Raw genomic sequence first — 16,240 nt, 5'->3', positions numbered from 1 at the left:
ACCTCTATCTTGGTTGCCGTGCTTTTTCCTTGCGGAAAAACTTTTGTGTCGGGCCGGCGACTGCCGGCGATTGACCGACGTTGATCGAACGCGAAACTAGAAATTCCCCTGGAACCAGGCCTTCATCCGCTCCCAGACCTGCGCAAACGAATTGTCTTTATTGGAAATATCGATCCCCGGCCGCGGCTGGGAACGATTACCGAACTCGAGCAGACCCACGCCCGTGGCATGGATCGGATTCTTCACTACATCCGAAAGCCCCTGTACGCGCTGGGGCGTGCCCAGACGAACCGACATGTGGAACACCTCTTCAGCCAGATCGGTGAGCCCTTCCATTTTCGATGAGCCACCGGTAATGACCACGCCGCCGGCCAGCAGATCCTCGAAGCCGGAGCGCACCAGCTCCTTGTGGATGAGCATGAACAGCTCTTCGTAGCGCGGCTTGATCACCTCGGCGAGCGTATAGCGCGACAGCCGCCGCGGCGGGCGTTCGCCCACGCTCGGTACCTCAATGGCATCGTCGTCCTCGATGAGTTCCGGCAAGGCACAGCCATAGCGAATCTTGATGCCCTCGGCATGCTGGGTGGGCGTACGCAGCGCCACGGCAATATCGTTGGTCACCTGATCGCCGGCAATCGGAATCACCGCGGTATGGCGGATCGAGCCATTCACGAACACCGCAATATCCGAGGTGCCGCCGCCGATATCCACCAGCGCCACGCCCAGATCCTTTTCGTCGTCGGAGAGCACCGCATAGCTCGACGCGAGCTGTTCCAGCGACAGCTTGGAGACTTCCAGACCGCAGCGGCCAACGCATTTCTGAATATTCTGCGCCGAGGTCACGGCACCCGTCACGATATGCACCTTGGCTTCCAGGCGCACGCCGGACATGCCGACCGGCTCCTGAATGCCTTCGTTATCGTCGACGGCAAATTCCTGCGGCAGTACGTGCAGGATCTTCTGATCGGCCGGGATCGCCACCGCACAGGCGGCGTCGATCACGCGCTCGATATCGGATTCGGTGACTTCCTTGTTACGCACCGCCACGATGCCGTGCGAATTCAGCGAGCGCACATGCGCGCCCGATATGCCGCAGTGCACGGACTGAATCCGGCAGCCGGCCATCAATTCCGCTTCCTCGACCGCGCGACGAATGGAATCGGTGGTGGATTCGATATTGACCACCATCCCCTTCTTCATGCCGCGCGACGGCGCACTACCCAGACCAATGATCTCGAGCTTGCCCTCGTTCACCTCGGCAACGATACAGGCAACCTTGGAGGTGCCAATATCGAGGCCGACGACGAGATTCTGGTCAGGCCGCTTGCTCATCACCTTTCTCCTGATTGCCGGTCGCGGCACGCGTGCCGCCGACTGCAAAACCGTCGCTATAGCGCAGATCCACATAGCCGGCTTCGGCCAGTCGCCTGCGCGCCTGTTCATCACCCAGCGCATAGCGCACGAAGCGCTGCACGCGGGCATCGATATCGTCGCGGCCCAGCCGCAGTTCCAGCCCATCGGCCAGCTGCGCGCTCCACGAGCCGCGCGCGTCCAGGGCGAGACTATGCAGCTCGACGCCGGACGCCGCCAGCGTCTTGGCCAGTTTGCGATACCTGTTGTAGACCTTCAGACCCGCGGTATCCGGGCCATCGAGCTGTGCCAGCCCGGTCGGCCGCGTATCCGCGGAGGGTGTGAAAACCTGCCCGTCTTTTGCAAGCACGCCGTTTTCGCCCCAGAGCGCAACGGGCTCATGCTCGCTTAACCGTACGACCACGCCATCCGGCCAGTGGCGCGAGACTTTCACCTCGCGCAACCAGGCCAGATTGCCCAGCTTGGCCTGCAGCCCTTCCAGATCGACGTCGAAGAAGGAGGCATCCAGATACGGGGCCGCGATTTCCGCGATCCGATCGTCGCTGACATGCACCGCATCGCCGCTAATATACAGGTGCCGGGCGGCTTCGCCTTCCGGTTTGATGCCCTGCCAGGTACAGGCTGCCACACCCAGCAGCAGGCCCGCGCCCAACAGGGCATCCCGCCAGCGCTTGGGTTCACGCCAATTCATTGTCTTTCTCCTGATTAGCCGTGGTCAGCGTGGCGGCAAGAATGCGCCACACCAGTTCGTCGAAATCCATTCCCGCCGCGCGGGCCGCCATGGGCACCAGCGAATGCGAAGTCATGCCGGGAATGGCGTTGAGTTCCAGAAACCAGGGCTGGCCGGCGTCGTCGAGCATGAAGTCGACGCGCCCCCAGCCGCGCGCCCCGGTGATTTCGAACGCGCGCAGCGCCAGGCGCTGCAGCTCGGCCTCGCGGCCCTGTTCGAGATCGCAGGGGCAGTGATAAAGCGTGTCGTCGGCGACGTACTTCGCTTCGTAGTCGTAGAAACCGCTGGACGGCTCAATATGAATCAGCGGCAAGGCGCGGCCGTCCAGAATCGAGGCCGTGTATTCGGGCCCGGCCACGAACTGCTCGGCCATGACTTCACGGTCGTATTTCGCCGCCGCAGCGCGCGCGGCGTCCAGATCCTCGACGCGCTCGACCTTGCTGATGCCGATGGTCGAGCCTTCATGCACGGGCTTGACGATCAACGGCAGTCCGAGCGCGTCGACCACGGCCTGCGAGTCGGTGCGCGCATCCAGCAGCCGATGGGCCGGCGTGGGAATCCCCTGCGCGGCCCATAGCGCTTTCGTGCGCACCTTGTCCATCGACAGCGCACTGGCCAGCACGCCGCTGCCCGTATACGGCAGCCCCTGCAGCTCGAGCGCGCCCTGAACCAGGCCGTCTTCCCCGCCGCGGCCATGCAATGCCAGCCACACGCGGTCGAAGCCTTCCTCGGCCAGGCCGAGCACACGCTGCTGGTCGACGTCGATCACCGTGACATCGACGCCGCGACGCTCCAGGGCAGCCCCCACGGCCGTGCCGGAATCCAGGGACACGGCTCGCTCGGCGGACCAGCCGCCCATCAGCACGGCAACACGGCCGAACGCGCTCGCATCGGTAATACGCGGGTTGTTCATGTCGTTGCTTCCTTGAAAGTACGAGCCATCTGCTGGGCCACCGCGCCGATATCGCCGGCCCCTAGAGTGAGCAGTACGTCGCCGTCGCGCACCACGCCGCTGAGTACGTCACCAAGGCGCTGCACGTCGTCGACGAATACCGGGTCGACCTTGCCGCGCGCACGCACGCCGCGTGCCAGCGCCCGTCCGTCCGCGCCGGCAATCGGATGTTCGCCCGCGGCATAGACTTCGCAGAGCACGAGCACGTTCAGCTCCGCCAGCACCTGGCAGAAGTCGTCGAACAGATCGCGGGTTCGCGAGAAACGATGCGGCTGAAACACCACCACCAGCCGCCGATCCGGCCAGGCGTTGCGCGCGGCGCTGATGATGCTCACCAGTTCGCGCGGGTGATGGCCGTAGTCGTCGACCAGCAGCACCCGCTGGTCGGCAAGCACGATCTCGCCATGCACTTCGCAACGACGGCCGATGCCGGCGAACTGCGACAGCGCTTCGCCGATCGCGGCCATGTCCACGCCCAGCTCGTGCGCCACCGCGGCGGCGGCCAGGGCATTGAGCACGTTGTGCTTGCCCGGCAGATTGAGGTGGACGGCATGGCCCGGCTCGCCGCTACGGCGCAGCGTGAAGCGCGTACCCGTGCCGTCGAAGGCCAGATCCTCGGCCATGATGTCGGCGTCGTGGTCGATACCGTAGGTCACGATCGGCCGGCCCACGTCGGCCAGAATCGAACGCACCACCGGGTCGTCGGCGCAGAGCACGGCCAGGCCGTAGAACGGCAGGTGGTGCAGGAATTCGACGAAGGTTTCGGTCAGGCGCGAGAACTCGCCGCCGTAGGTTTCCAGGTGATCGGCATCGATATTGGTGACGATCGCCATCATCGGCGTCAGAAACAGGAAGCTCGCGTCGGACTCGTCGGCCTCGGCGACCAGATAGGGCCCCTCGCCCAGACGAGCATTGCTGTTCGCACCCAGCACCTTGCCGCCGACGATGAAGGTCGGGTCCAGCCCGCCGCCGGCCAGCAGCGCGGCAACCAGACTCGTGGTGGTGGTCTTGCCATGAGTACCCGCCACGGCGATGCCGTAGCGAAAACGCATGAGTTCGGCCAGCATTTCGGCACGGCGAACCACCGGCACGAGACGCTCATGTGCGGTCGCGACCTCGGGGTTGTCCTCGGACACCGCGGTGGATACGACCACGACATCCGCACTTTCGACGTTCTCCGCCGCATGGCCAATGAATATCTTCGCGCCCTGAGCGGCCAGCGCCTGCGTGGTGACGCCGTCCTTGATATCGCTGCCGGTCACGGCATAGCCGAGGTTGAGCAGCACGCTGGCAATACCGGCCATGCCGACGCCGCCGATGCCCACCATGTGTACGGTGCGTACGCGCCGCATCGGCCGTTCGGCCAGCGGCTGAAAATCGCCATTGGGGTGACGTCCCTGGGGCGCGATCATGCAGCCTCCATGGTGTCGAAGCAGGCGGCGACGATATCGTCGGTCGAATGCGGCCAGGCCACGCGGCGAGCCGCCTCGGCGCGTTCGCGCAGGGCGTTGCGATCGGCGCACAGGCGCTCGATCTCTTCGGCGAGGCGCTCAACGCTCAATTCGGACTGATCGATCAGCGTCGCAGCACCCGCATCCACCAGGTACTGGCCATTGGCGCGCTGGTGATCGTCCACCGCAAACGGATAGGGCACGAGCAGCGCGGCCACGCCGGCGGCCGCCAGTTCGGCCACGGTGAGAGCACCGCTGCGACAGATCACCACGTCAGCCCAGGCATAGGCTGCGGCCATGTCATCGATGAAGGCGCTCACATCGGCCTCCACACCGGCCTTCGCATAAGCCGCCTGCGCCTGTTCGAGCGTGCGTCCGGCCTGATGACGAACCAGCGGACGCCTGTTCGTATCGATACGAGCCAGCGCTGCCGGCACGCGTTCGTTGATGGCCAGCGCGCCGCCGCTGCCGCCGAGCACGAGCAGGCGCACCGGGCCATCGCGATCCGCGAAGCGCTCTGCCGGCACTGGCAGATCCAGAATTTCGGCGCGCACCGGGTTGCCGACGCTGCGGGCCCTGTTGCCGGCAAAGGTGTTCGGAAATGCCTGCAGTACCGTATTGGCCATGCGCGCCAGCAGGCGGTTGGTCAGCCCCGCGGCAGCGTTCTGTTCGTGAATGAGCAGCGGCCGCCCGGTCAGACGCGCGGCCAGCCCGCCCGGCCCGGCGGCGAAACCGCCCATGCCGACCACCAGCTGCGGCGCCACCCGACGCACCACGCCCAGCGCCTGCAGACAGGCACGCGCCAGCCGCAGCGGCGCGGCCAGCCACGAGAGCATGCCCTTGCCGCGCAGGCCGGCGACATCGATGGTATGCAGCGGCAGGTCGTTGGCCGGCACCAGCCGCGCCTCGATACCGGCCGCCGTGCCCAGCCAGCTCACCTGCACGCCGCGCGCCAGCAGCGCCTTGGCCACCGCCAGCGCAGGGAAGACGTGCCCGCCCGTTCCGCCGGCCATGATCAGCACGTGCGGCGCGTTTGCGGTCTTGCCCACTGGCGCACTCATCGCGCACCTGCCTTTTCGGGCATGCGGGTTTCGATATCCACGCGCAGCAGCAGCGCACAGAGCACGCACATCATCACCAGGCTGGAGCCGCCATAGCTCATCAACGGCAGGGTCAGCCCCTTGGTCGGCAGCAGGCCCATGTTCACCGCGATATTGAGAAACGCCTGCAATACCAGCCAGCTGGACATGCCGTAGGCCACGAAGCCGGCAAACAGCTGGTCGGCGAGCACCGCACGGCGTGCGATGACGAAGCCCCGCCAGACCACGGTCGCGAACAGGCCGATCAGCAGCACCGTGCCGATCAGGCCGAATTCCTCGGCATAGACGGCGAACAGGAAGTCGGTATGGGTTTCCGGCAGATACAACAGTTTCTGAACCGAATTGCCCAGGCCCACGCCGGCGATTTCGCCGCGGCCGATGGCGATCAGCGACTGGGTGAGCTGGAAACCGCTGGCATAGGGATGCGCCCACGGGTCGGAAAAGCTCAGCAGACGCGCGAGGCGATACGGCGAGGACAGCACCAGGCCGACTACGGCGGCACCAGCAAGCGTGCCGAGCACGAGCAAATAGGTCAGCCGCGCCCCGGCCAGGAACAGAATCATGGCCGCCACGGCCACCATCACCGCCGCCGCGCCGAAGTCCGGCTCGATCAGTAGCAGAAAGCTCGCCAGCGCCATGAAGAACATCGGCCGGAACAGCCCGCCCCAGCTGGTGGCGAGCTCGTTCTGGCGGCGCGCAGCATAGCCGGCGACATAAAGAATGAGACAGAAGCGGGCCGGCTCCGAAGCCTGCATGGAAAACGGCCCCAGATCGATCCAGCGACGGGCGCCGTTGACGGCATGGCCGATACCCGGAATGAGCACGATCACCAGTAACAGCAGACCGATGCCCAGCAGGGTGAAGGTATTCGCCTGCCACACGCGCATGGGCACATGCAGCACGACAAAGCCGGCCACCAGCCCCACCAGAGCGAAAACCGCCTGACGATAGAAGAAATACATGGGATCGTCGGTCAGCCGATCGGCAACCGCGACCGATGCCGAACCCACCATTACCAGACCGATGCCGCCGATCAGCGCCAACGCGACCATGAGCGCGACATCGGGCTGTACCCGCGGCAGTTGAATGCTCTGCAGTGCGCGAATCATGCCGCCAGCTCCTGTACGGCGGCCACGAAGCTCTCGCCGCGATGCACGTAGTTGTCGAACTGATCGAAGCTCGCGCAGCCCGGCGACAGCAGCACCGTATCGCCGCGTTCGGCCCGTGTCGAAGCCTGCTGTACCGCATCGCGCAGCGTCATGACGCGTTCGACCGCGACATGATCCTCGACTGCCGCGGCGATCAGTTCGGCGTCCTGCCCGAACACGATCACGACCCGTGCTTTCTGCGCGGCGAGCGGACCGAGGGCGGTAAAGTCGGCGCCCTTGGCCTGACCGCCGGCCAGCAGCAGCACCGGCGTATCCATGCCGGAAAGCGATGCCATCATCGCGCCCAGGTTCGTGCCCTTGGAGTCGTTGATCCAGCGCACGCCATCGATTTCGGCCACGGTTTCGCAGCGGTGTGGCAGGCCCGCGAACTGTGCAAGACCGCGACGGATGGCCTTTTCATCCATACCGGCGGCTTCGGCCAGCGCCCATACCGCCAGCGCATTGAGCTGGTTGTGACGACCCGCCAGACGCAGCTCGTCGCAGGCCAGCCACGGCTGTTCGCCGCGCGCCAGATGACGCCTGCCGTCGGCCTCGACCAGTCGATAGTCGGCGTTTTCGGCTTCGCCGAACTGCATCACTTCGGCCGTGCCGGTGGCCATGGCCGCCACCCGGGCATCGTCGCCGTTGATCACCGCCACTTCGGCGGCCGTGAAAATGCGCGCCTTGAGCGCGGCGTAGTGCTCGATATCGCCATGGCGATCAATATGATCGGCGCTGATATTGAGTACCGTCGCGGCCTGCGCCGGCAGTCGGTGCGTCAGCTCGAGCTGGAAACTCGACAGTTCCAGCACATAGAGTTCGATATCGTCGGCCAGCAGATCCAGCGCCGGCGTGCCGAAATTGCCGCCAATGGCATACCGCTTGCCGGCCGTCTTCGCGATCTCGCCCATCCAGGCGGTGACAGTGGACTTGCCGTTGGAACCGGTGATCGCGACCACCGGCGCATCGACGACCTGGGCAAACCATTCGATGTCGCCGACCACATCCATGCCACGATCACGAGCGGCCTGGATCAGCGGCTCGCGCAGATCCACGCCCGGCGAGACCACGATATGGCTCATGCCTTCGAGCAGCAGCGGGTTGAATTCGCCCACCACGAGGCTAGCCTGCGGGCAGGCCTCGGCCAGGGCCGCGGCACCCGGCGGCTCTTCGCGGGTATCGACCACCCGCACGCGCGCGCCGCAGGCACTCGCAAAACGCGCTGCGGAAACGCCGGACAGGCCGCAGCCAACCACCAGCACGGCGGCATTGGCGAGTTGTTCGCGCAGGCCGCTCATCGGATCTTCAACGTGGACAAACCAATCAGGACCAGCACCAGCGTGACGATCCAGAAGCGCACGATGATCTTGGGCTCGGGCCAGCCCTTGAGTTCAAAATGGTGGTGCAGCGGCGCCATGCGGAACATGCGCTTGCCGGTAAGCTTGAAGGTCGCCACCTGCAGGATCACCGACACCGTTTCGGCCACGAAGATGCCGCCCATGACCACCAGCACCAGCTCCTGGCGCACGGCCACGGCGACCACGCCAAGCGCGGCACCCAGGGCAAGCGCGCCGACGTCGCCCATGAAGACCTGGGCCGGATAGGCGTTGAACCACAGAAAACCCAGCCCCGCGCCGCCGATGGCGGTACAGAAGATCGACAGCTCGCCCACGCCTTCGATATAGGCAAAGCCCAGATAGTCGGCGAACTGCACGTTGCCGGCGACATAGGCGAATACCGCCAGCGCCGAGGCCACCAGTACGCAGGGCATGATCGCCAGCCCATCGAGGCCGTCGGTGAGATTTACCGCGTTGCTCGAACCCACGATCACCAGATAGCTCCACAGGATATAACCGGCGCCCAGCGGCACCGACACGTCCTTGAGCATGGGAATGAGCACGCTGGTTTCGGCGGAACTGGTCGCGCCCAGATACAGCCACAGCCCGGCGGCAAGGCCCACGAGCGTCTGGGCGCTGTATTTGGCCTTGGCCGAGAGCCCCTTGCTGTTGCCGAACTTGAGCTTGCGGTAATCGTCGAGAAAACCGATGACCCCGAATGCAGCCGTGACCAGCATCACCAGCCATACCCAGCGGTTGCTCAGATCGCCCCAGAGCAAGGTCGCCACCAGCACGGCGGCAATGATGAGCGTGCCGCCCATGGTGGGCGTGCCGGCCTTGACCAGATGACTCTGCGGACCGTCGTCGCGCACGTGCTGGCCGATCTGGTGGAACGTCAGCTTGCGGATCATCATCGGGCCGAAGACGAACGAAAACACCATCGCCGTCAGCACGCCGAGAATCGCGCGCAACGTGATGAACTGAAATACCCTAAAACCGCTGTGCAACGGCTCGAGCCATTCGGCAAGAAAGGTCAGCATGACACCCCCGCCTTGGCATTGGCCTGCAGGGCAAGCGCGTCGGCCACGCGATCCATGCGTGCGCTGCGCGAGCCCTTGATGAGCAGGGTCGTTTCGCTCTGGCGTACCGACAGCGCGGTTTCGAGTGCCGCGATCAGCTCGCCGTGGTTGGCGAACCATTGCGCGCCCGGGCCAAAGGCTTCGGCGGTGAGCCGGCTGAGTTCGCCGGTAACCCATAGCCGTTCGATGCCGGATTCGCGGGCCGCGCGCCCGGCATCGCGGTGTGCCTGTTCAGCCTGGTCGCCGAGCTCGGCCATATCGCCGAGCGCGGCCCAGCGCGCACCACGCTGCTGGGCCAGCCAGCCCAGGGCGGCGGCGAGCGAGTTGGGGTTGGCGTTGTAACTGTCGTCGATCAGGCGCGCACCATGGCGGCCGGCGATGATCGCGAGGCGGCCGCCCACGCCTTTCATCGCCCCGAGCGCACGCGCGATGAGATCGGCGTCGAGTTCGATGGCGCTGGCCGCGGCGGCGGCTGCCAGCGCATTGCTGATGTTGTGCGCACCCGCCAGCGGCAGCACGATATCGGCCGCGCCCGTCGGGGTATGCAGGGTGAAGCGGCTATGGTCGGCGCCCAGCTCGATATCGCTGGCGAACACATCCGCTTCGGCCCGTGCATGGCGGGCGAACACCAGCCGCTGGCGATCGCCCGCCAGTTCGTGCCAGAGCGGCGCAAAATCGTCGTCGCCGTTGATCACGGCGATACCATCGGCGTCGAGCCCCGCGAACATTTCGCCCTTGGCCCGGGCCACGCCCTCCCGACTGCCGAAACCCTCGATATGGGCCATGCCGGCATTCGTGACCATGCCCACCTTCGGACGTACCAGTTCGGCCAGCATGGCGATCTCGCCGGCATGGGAGGCGCCCATTTCGATGACCGCGCGATTGACGCTGTCGTCCAGGCGCATGAGCGTAATCGGCACGCCCAGGTGGTTGTTGAGGTTGCCTTCGGTGGCGAGCACGGAACCGGCTTCGGCCAGAATCGCGGCCAGCATCTGCTTGACCGTGGTCTTGCCATTGCTGCCGGTCACGCCGATCACGGTGCCGTCGAAAGCGCGCCGCGACGCCGCCCCCGCCTGCTGCAGAGCCTGCTCCACGTCGGCCACCACCAGCTGGGGTAACGGCGAATCCACGACGCGGGCGACGACCGCTGCGGCCGCGCCCAGGCTCGCCGCCCGGGCGACGAAATCGTGCCCGTCGACGCGTTCGCCCGGCAGCGCGAAGAACAGCGCATTGCGCTCGAGCCGACGCGTATCGATGCTCGCACCCGCATACTCGCCATCGCGGCCGTGCAGGCTTGCGTTCAAAGTCTGTGCCAGTTCCGACAGACGACCTTTCATAGCGCCTCCAGCGCGTCTTGCGCGGCTACGCGGTCGTCGAAGACACGCCGCGTTTCGCCGATCTGCTGGGTGGTTTCGTGGCCCTTGCCGGCAATCAGCACCACATCGCCCGGCCGTGCGGCATGAATCGCGTTCGCGATCGCCGCAGCCCGGTCGTGTTCGATCGTCACCGGGGTATCGCCCTGCATGCCGGCCATAATCGCGGCCACGATGGCGGCCGGCGCTTCGCTACGCGGGTTGTCGTCGGTAATCCATACCGCATCGGCGGCCTCGGCGGCCGCGCCCATCAGGGGGCGCTTGCCGGTATCGCGGTCGCCGCCGCAGCCGAACACGCACAGCACGCGCCCCGCGGCATGCTCGCGCACGGCGGCGATCGCGTGGGTAAGCGCGCCCGGGGTATGGGCATAGTCGACCACCACCATGGGCTGGTCGTCGCGGGTATCCACCCGCTGCATGCGTCCGGGCACCGTGGCCAGCCGTGCGAGCACGGCCGTCGCCGTATCGAAGTCGACGCCGCGCGCCAGCAGCACGGCCAGCACCGCAGCCAGATTCATGGCATTGAAACGCCCGACGAGCGTGCTTTCGACGCAGGCCCGGCCCCAGCTCGTATCCAGCGTCAGCGACAGGCCATCGATGCGTGTGGCGACGGCCTCGATACGCACATAGTTTTCGGCTAGAGCGGCCATATCGCCACAGCCGTAGGCAATCGGCGTGACGTCGCCGGCCAGCGCGGCCAGCCATTGGCGGCCGTGCTCGTCGTCGCCGTTGAGCACCACGCTGCTCAGCCCTTCGAAAGCGAACAGGCGCTGCTTGGCCTTGGCATAGGCTTCGAGGCTGCCGTGATAATCCAGATGGTCACGGCCGAGCTGGGTGAGCACAGCCACATCAAAGGCCACGCCGTCCACGCGATGCTGATCGAGCGCATGCGAGGACACCTCGAAGGCCACGGCGCTGGCATCGGCGGCGGCCAGTCGTGCCAGCCAGTCCTGTACGCCGACCGGGTCGGGCGTGGTATGGGTAGCCTCGGCCAAGTCGTCGGCGAAGCCGAAACCCAGCGTGCCGATATAGCCGCAGCGCGCGCCGAGAAGCTCGAGCGCATGCGAAAGCAGCCATGCACAGGATGTCTTGCCATCCGTGCCGGTGACCCCGGCCACGAAGAGCTTCTGCGACGGCTCGCCATAGAAGCGCCCGGCAATACGGCTCGCCTGGGCGGCCAGCGCCTCGACGCGCACGCTCGGCACATTCAATACGGGCGGCTGCGCGTCGTCCCAGGCCACCGCAGCCGCGCCGGCGGCAATGGCCGCATCGACATGGTCGAGCCCGTGACTGCGCGTGCCTTGGTAAGCCAGAAACAGCGCGCCCGGCTGCACACGGCGGCTATCGATCGCCACGCCGGCAATATCAACGCCCGGAACGTCGCAGGCCAGCCCCTGAAGAAGGCTGGCCAAAGGCCGCGCTGCCGTTTGTACAGATGCCAGCCCAGTCATGTGCCAGCTCCGTTGGATCGCGTGTCGGCCGATGCGGTCAACACACTCGGGTCGTCCGGTGGCACCCGGAGCAGGCGCAATGCATCCCGCATGACCGCGGCAAACACGGGCGCGGCGACGGCACCGCCGTAATAGGCATCCTTTTTCGGCTCGTCGAGCATGACCAGCGTCACCAGCGCCGGCTTTTCCGCCGGTGCCATGCCCACGAACAGCGCCTGGTGACGGTCGGCGTTGTAGCCGCCGCTACCGGCCTTGCGGGCGGTACCGGTCTTGCCGGCCACGCGATAACCGGGAATCGCCGCCTTCGTGGCCGTACCGGCCGGGCTGATCACGCCTTCCAGAAGATGGCGCATGGTGCGCGCGGTTTTTGCCTTGAGCACGCGCCTGGGCGGGACATGCATATCGGCGCCCTCGCCTTCGATCAGGCGTAGGCTGCGCAACATGCCGTCATCGGCGATCGCGCCATAGGCACGAATGAGCTGAAACGCGGTCACGGCCAGGCCATAGCCATAAGACGCCGTGGCCGTTTCGACGTTGTTCCACTCGTAGAAATCCTTGAGCACGCCGAAACGCTCACCGGGAAAACCGCTGCCGGTGATATCGCCGAAACCGAAATCGTTATAGGCGCGCCACACGCCCTCGGCCCCCATTTTCAGCCCCACATGGGCAGCGCCGACGTTGCTGGACTTCTGCAGGATCTTGGCGAAATCGACGTCGCCGTAATTGCGGAAATCCTTCACCGTCAGCCGGCCAACCATGAACCAGCCCTTGGTATGGATGACGTCGTCGGTGTCGAACAGGCCGCTGTCCAGCGCCTTGGCCAGCAGCAACGGCTTGACCGTCGAACCCGGCTCCATGACGTCGGTGGCCGCCCGTGCGCGCACGCCGGAGGGATCGATGGAATCGCGATCGTTGGGGTTGAAGCTTGGATAGGAGGCCACCGCCCGCAGCTCGCCCGTGGTGGGGTCGAGCATGACCACCATGCCGCCCTTGGCATCGTTTTTGACCACCGCCGCCTTGATATGACGGTAGGCCATGTACTGCATGCGCGAATCGATGGTCAGGCGCAGGTCGTGGCCCGCCTGCGGCGGCTGGAATTCGGCCAGATCCTCGACCACGCGACCGACCCGATCCTTGACCACGCGCCGACTGCCCGGCTCGCCGTGCAGATAATCGTCACGGTTGAGCTCGAGGCCTTCCTGGCCACGACCGTCGATATTGGTCATGCCAACGATCTGGGCGGCGGCTTCGCCGGCCGGGTAGTAGCGCTTGTACTCGCGCTGCAAGAACACGCCCGGCGCGTCGACCGCCATTACCGCGCGTGCGTCGGTCGGCGCCAGCTGGCGACGCAGATACAGAAACTGACGCCCCTTGTAGCTTTCCAGGCGACTGCGCAGCTCGGAAACCGGCATGTTCAGCTCGCGTGCGAGCGGCGCGATCTTCTCGGGCGCCTCCAGCACCGCGCCGGGCACTGCCCAAACGGATTCGGTGGGCGCCGACAGCGCCAACGGTTCCCCGTTGCGATCCTTGATCACGCCACGACCGGCCGGCACGGACACACTGCGAAGATGACGCTTGTCGCCTTCCTTGGTCAGAAAGGCCTGATCGAGCACCTGCAGATCAAACGCCCGGCCTGCCAGGACCACGGCAAAGGCCACGAACAGCGTCAGCACGAACCAGCCGCGCCAGCCCGGCGGCGGCGGCGTCTGGTTACGCTTGGAGCGCGGACCGCTGCGACGATGGTCGTGCCGGCTCATCGCCGCGACTCCAGCACGACATATTGCCGCGGCTGCACCATACCGAGCTCACGACGGGCCACCTGGGCCACCCGATCGGGGTTCGCCCAGGCGCTCTCCTCGAGCTGAAGCTGGGCCCATTCGGTCGACAGCTTGTCGCGCTCGACGCGTTCGACCTGCAGCTGATGCGCCATTTCGCGCGTCTTGTGCTTGGCCTGAACGACCGCGACCGCGCTCACCAGAATGGTCAGCGACAGGCCGATGATGGTCAGAAGCGGCCGACTCATGCCGTCACCTTCGGTGCCGCGGTACGTTCGGCTACCCGCAGGATAGCGCTGCGTGCACGGGCATTGGCGGCAAGCTCGGCGGCATCCGCGCGTACGGGCTTGCCGATTTCGCTCAAGGCCGGCTCGGCGGCGGGCACCATGGGCACCGGCGGCGGCGCCGGGCGGGCCTGGGCGCGAATGAAGCGCTTGACCCGACGATCCTCGAGCGAATGAAAACTGATGACCACAAGCCGCCCGCCCGGCGCGAGCACGTCGAAGGCGGACTCGAGACCGCGCTCGAGCGCGCCGATCTCGTCGTTGATGTACATACGAAAGGCCTGAAAGGTACGCGTCGCCGGGTGAATGCGCTTGCCGGCGGCGACCCGCGCGGGAATCGCAGCCGCCACGATCGCGGCAAGACGCCCGGTGTCCTGGATCGGCCCGGCCTCACGGGCATCGACGATCGCCCCGGCGATACGCCCGGCCATCGGCTCTTCGCCGTAGCGCTTGATCACGGACGCGATCTCGCCGTGACTCGCGGCATGCAACCACGTCGACAGCGGCTGCCCGGCATCGGGGTTCATGCGCATGTCCAGCGGGCCGGCATGACGAAACGAAAAACCGCGTTCGGCCACATCGAACTGGGGTGACGACACACCCAGATCGAACAGTACGCCGTCAACGCGACCGGTCAGGCCAAGTGCGGCGATACGCTCGCCCAGCTCGGCAAAGGAGCTGCGCACGAAGCTGAACCGGGCATCGCTGTCGACCAGCGGCTGTGCATGCGCCTCGGCGTCGGGATCCTGATCGAAGGCAATCAGCCGGCCCTGTTCGCCCAGCTGCGCCAGCACGCCCCGGCTGTGGCCGCCACGACCAAAGGTGGCATCCACGTACACGCCGTCGGCACGCACGCCAAGCCCTGCCAGGGCGGCGTCGAGCAACACCGGTTGATGTTCGGCCTGCGGCATGTGAGCAGCGGTCCTCATGACTTCGATTAAATGCAGCGGTGGATGAAAGGGGTCACAGGCTCAGATCCATGAGCACGTCGGGCAGCTCGCCGTTGGCCGCGTCTTCCGACAACTGGGCAGCGATATCGGCCGAGCGCGCGTGGTAGGTCGCTTCGTCCCACAGCTCGAAGAGATTGCCCATACCCGACAACACCGCCTTGGATTCCAGATGCGCATAGCCACGCAGGTTGGCCGGCAACAACAGCCGCCCCTGCTTGTCCATCTCGACGTCGCGGGCATTGCCAATAAGAAAACGCTGGATGTTTCTCACCTTCGGATCGAGTCCACCCTTGGCCAGCAGCTTCTTCTCGAACGCCTGAAATTCCGACAACGGGTAGATCAGCAGGCAGCCGTCCCAGTGCTGGGTGACGACAAGCCGGCCCGCACAGTCGTCAACCAACGACTGGCGATACGACGCCGGGATCGCAATGCGACCCTTGGCATCGATAGTGACCGGATGCGACCCCTTGAACACGCTGCGGCCTCATTTCTGCCGTTGAACCACTTTGCCCCACTTCCTACCCCTCGGCGCCACTATAGGCAGTGCCGCTTTCGAGTGTCAAGCAAACGACGAAGGGCAAAAAAACCCAGCAAAACAGTGATTTCTGAAGCCTTCACAGCCCAATTTGAGACCAAAAACGGCATTGCCATTTTGTTTTGTTTTTTAGGGTTTTAGCGGTTTTAGCTCGACGATTTTGTAAGCCGTTGCCGGCCGCGAAGCCTTTATTGGCGTGCATAACCTGCGAGCGGGGAATTCCGTGGCGCACAAATCGGCGCGCAGTTTGCGCAGGTGGGGCGCTCGCCCACGCCGGGGCGCGCAAAGGCCGGCCGGGGCCGTCGCGTGGGGGGAACTGGAGGTCGGAGTCGGCCGATAAGCCGGGTTCTGTCGTACGCAATCATTCATCTGGGACATGCGTCACCGCATGCCTCCTGCGACCTACCCGAGGACTGTGCGGGCCGCACGTCGTCCTCCTATTTGGTCTTGCTCCGGATGGGGTTTACCGTGCCGCGAACCGTTGCCGGACGCGCGGTGCGCTCTTACCGCACCCTTTCACCCTTACCTGGCTCGCGAACGAGCCATAGGCGGTCTGCTCTCTGTTGCACTTTCCGTAGGCTCACGCCTCCCAGGCGTTACCTGGCATCCTGCCCTGTGGAGCCCGGACTTTCCTCCGTGCCCTTGCAGGCACCGCGATTGCGTGGCCGACTCCGAGCGCGGATTCTATCACCCGTGGCTACGCT

The 16,240-nt window shown here is 65.7% G+C and carries 14 protein-coding genes and 1 other RNA gene; all 15 read right to left on the bottom strand.

Features of this window, described 5'->3' with window-relative positions:
- Nucleotides 1-96 precede the first annotated feature (96 nt).
- Nucleotides 97-1,332, bottom strand: coding sequence for a cell division protein FtsA (gene ftsA / locus CMN27_RS17180; RefSeq protein ID WP_293628473.1), 1,236 nt, complete (start codon nt 1,330-1,332; stop codon nt 97-99).
- The gene (locus tag CMN27_RS17175) at nt 1,316-2,062 is read right to left on the bottom strand and encodes a cell division protein FtsQ/DivIB (RefSeq protein WP_293628471.1); all 747 of its coding nucleotides are present in this window, start codon (nt 2,060-2,062) and stop codon (nt 1,316-1,318) included. The genes ftsA and CMN27_RS17175 overlap by 17 nt, the downstream gene beginning before the upstream one ends.
- Nucleotides 2,049-3,014, bottom strand: coding sequence for a D-alanine--D-alanine ligase (locus CMN27_RS17170; protein ID WP_293628469.1), 966 nt, complete (start codon nt 3,012-3,014; stop codon nt 2,049-2,051). The genes CMN27_RS17175 and CMN27_RS17170 overlap by 14 nt, the downstream gene beginning before the upstream one ends.
- Nucleotides 3,011-4,465 (bottom strand): UDP-N-acetylmuramate--L-alanine ligase, encoded by a 1,455-nt coding sequence (gene murC, locus CMN27_RS17165; protein ID WP_293628467.1) that lies wholly within the window; start codon nt 4,463-4,465, stop codon nt 3,011-3,013. The genes CMN27_RS17170 and murC overlap by 4 nt, the downstream gene beginning before the upstream one ends.
- Nucleotides 4,462-5,565, bottom strand: a complete 1,104-nt coding sequence (gene murG / locus CMN27_RS17160; RefSeq protein ID WP_293628465.1) for an undecaprenyldiphospho-muramoylpentapeptide beta-N-acetylglucosaminyltransferase — start codon at nt 5,563-5,565, stop codon at nt 4,462-4,464. The genes murC and murG overlap by 4 nt, the downstream gene beginning before the upstream one ends.
- The gene (gene ftsW / locus CMN27_RS17155; protein WP_293628463.1) at nt 5,562-6,713 is read right to left on the bottom strand and encodes a putative lipid II flippase FtsW; all 1,152 of its coding nucleotides are present in this window, start codon (nt 6,711-6,713) and stop codon (nt 5,562-5,564) included. Before ftsW ends, murG begins: the two co-directional genes overlap by 4 nt.
- Nucleotides 6,710-8,050: a UDP-N-acetylmuramoyl-L-alanine--D-glutamate ligase gene (gene murD / locus CMN27_RS17150; RefSeq protein WP_293628461.1), complete on the bottom strand. Its 1,341-nt coding sequence runs from the start codon at nt 8,048-8,050 to the stop codon at nt 6,710-6,712. The genes ftsW and murD overlap by 4 nt, the downstream gene beginning before the upstream one ends.
- Nucleotides 8,047-9,129, bottom strand: a complete 1,083-nt coding sequence (mraY, locus tag CMN27_RS17145; RefSeq protein ID WP_293628459.1) for a phospho-N-acetylmuramoyl-pentapeptide-transferase — start codon at nt 9,127-9,129, stop codon at nt 8,047-8,049. The genes murD and mraY overlap by 4 nt, the downstream gene beginning before the upstream one ends.
- A complete protein-coding gene (gene murF / locus CMN27_RS17140) occupies nt 9,123-10,505 on the bottom strand; it encodes a UDP-N-acetylmuramoyl-tripeptide--D-alanyl-D-alanine ligase (RefSeq protein WP_293628457.1) in 1,383 nt (460 codons plus the stop codon). Before murF ends, mraY begins: the two co-directional genes overlap by 7 nt.
- Nucleotides 10,502-11,953 carry a UDP-N-acetylmuramoyl-L-alanyl-D-glutamate--2,6-diaminopimelate ligase gene (locus tag CMN27_RS17135; protein WP_293628455.1) on the bottom strand — a complete coding sequence of 484 codons (1,452 nt, stop codon included), beginning with the start codon at nt 11,951-11,953 and terminating at the stop codon, nt 10,502-10,504. The genes murF and CMN27_RS17135 overlap by 4 nt, the downstream gene beginning before the upstream one ends.
- A gap of 35 nt (nt 11,954-11,988) precedes the next feature.
- Nucleotides 11,989-13,749, bottom strand: coding sequence for a penicillin-binding protein 2 (locus tag CMN27_RS17130; protein ID WP_293628453.1), 1,761 nt, complete (start codon nt 13,747-13,749; stop codon nt 11,989-11,991).
- Entirely contained in the window at nt 13,746-14,015 is a 270-nt protein-coding gene (ftsL, locus tag CMN27_RS17125) for a cell division protein FtsL (RefSeq protein WP_293628451.1), read from the bottom strand. Before ftsL ends, CMN27_RS17130 begins: the two co-directional genes overlap by 4 nt.
- A complete protein-coding gene (gene rsmH / locus CMN27_RS17120; protein ID WP_293628449.1) occupies nt 14,012-14,962 on the bottom strand; it encodes a 16S rRNA (cytosine(1402)-N(4))-methyltransferase RsmH in 951 nt (316 codons plus the stop codon). The genes ftsL and rsmH overlap by 4 nt, the downstream gene beginning before the upstream one ends.
- Before the next feature lie 52 nt (nt 14,963-15,014).
- Entirely contained in the window at nt 15,015-15,476 is a 462-nt protein-coding gene (gene mraZ, locus CMN27_RS17115; RefSeq protein ID WP_293628447.1) for a division/cell wall cluster transcriptional repressor MraZ, read from the bottom strand.
- A 381-nt stretch (nt 15,477-15,857) separates the two neighbouring features.
- Nucleotides 15,858-16,209, bottom strand: an RNA gene (rnpB, locus tag CMN27_RS17110) — RNase P RNA component class A.
- Between the last annotated feature and the right edge of the window lie 31 nt (nt 16,210-16,240).

It is taken from the genome of Salinisphaera sp., assembly GCF_002729955.1.
Taxonomy (GTDB): domain Bacteria; phylum Pseudomonadota; class Gammaproteobacteria; order Nevskiales; family Salinisphaeraceae; genus Salinisphaera.
This window is presented reverse-complemented; position numbering and strand designations above follow the sequence as displayed.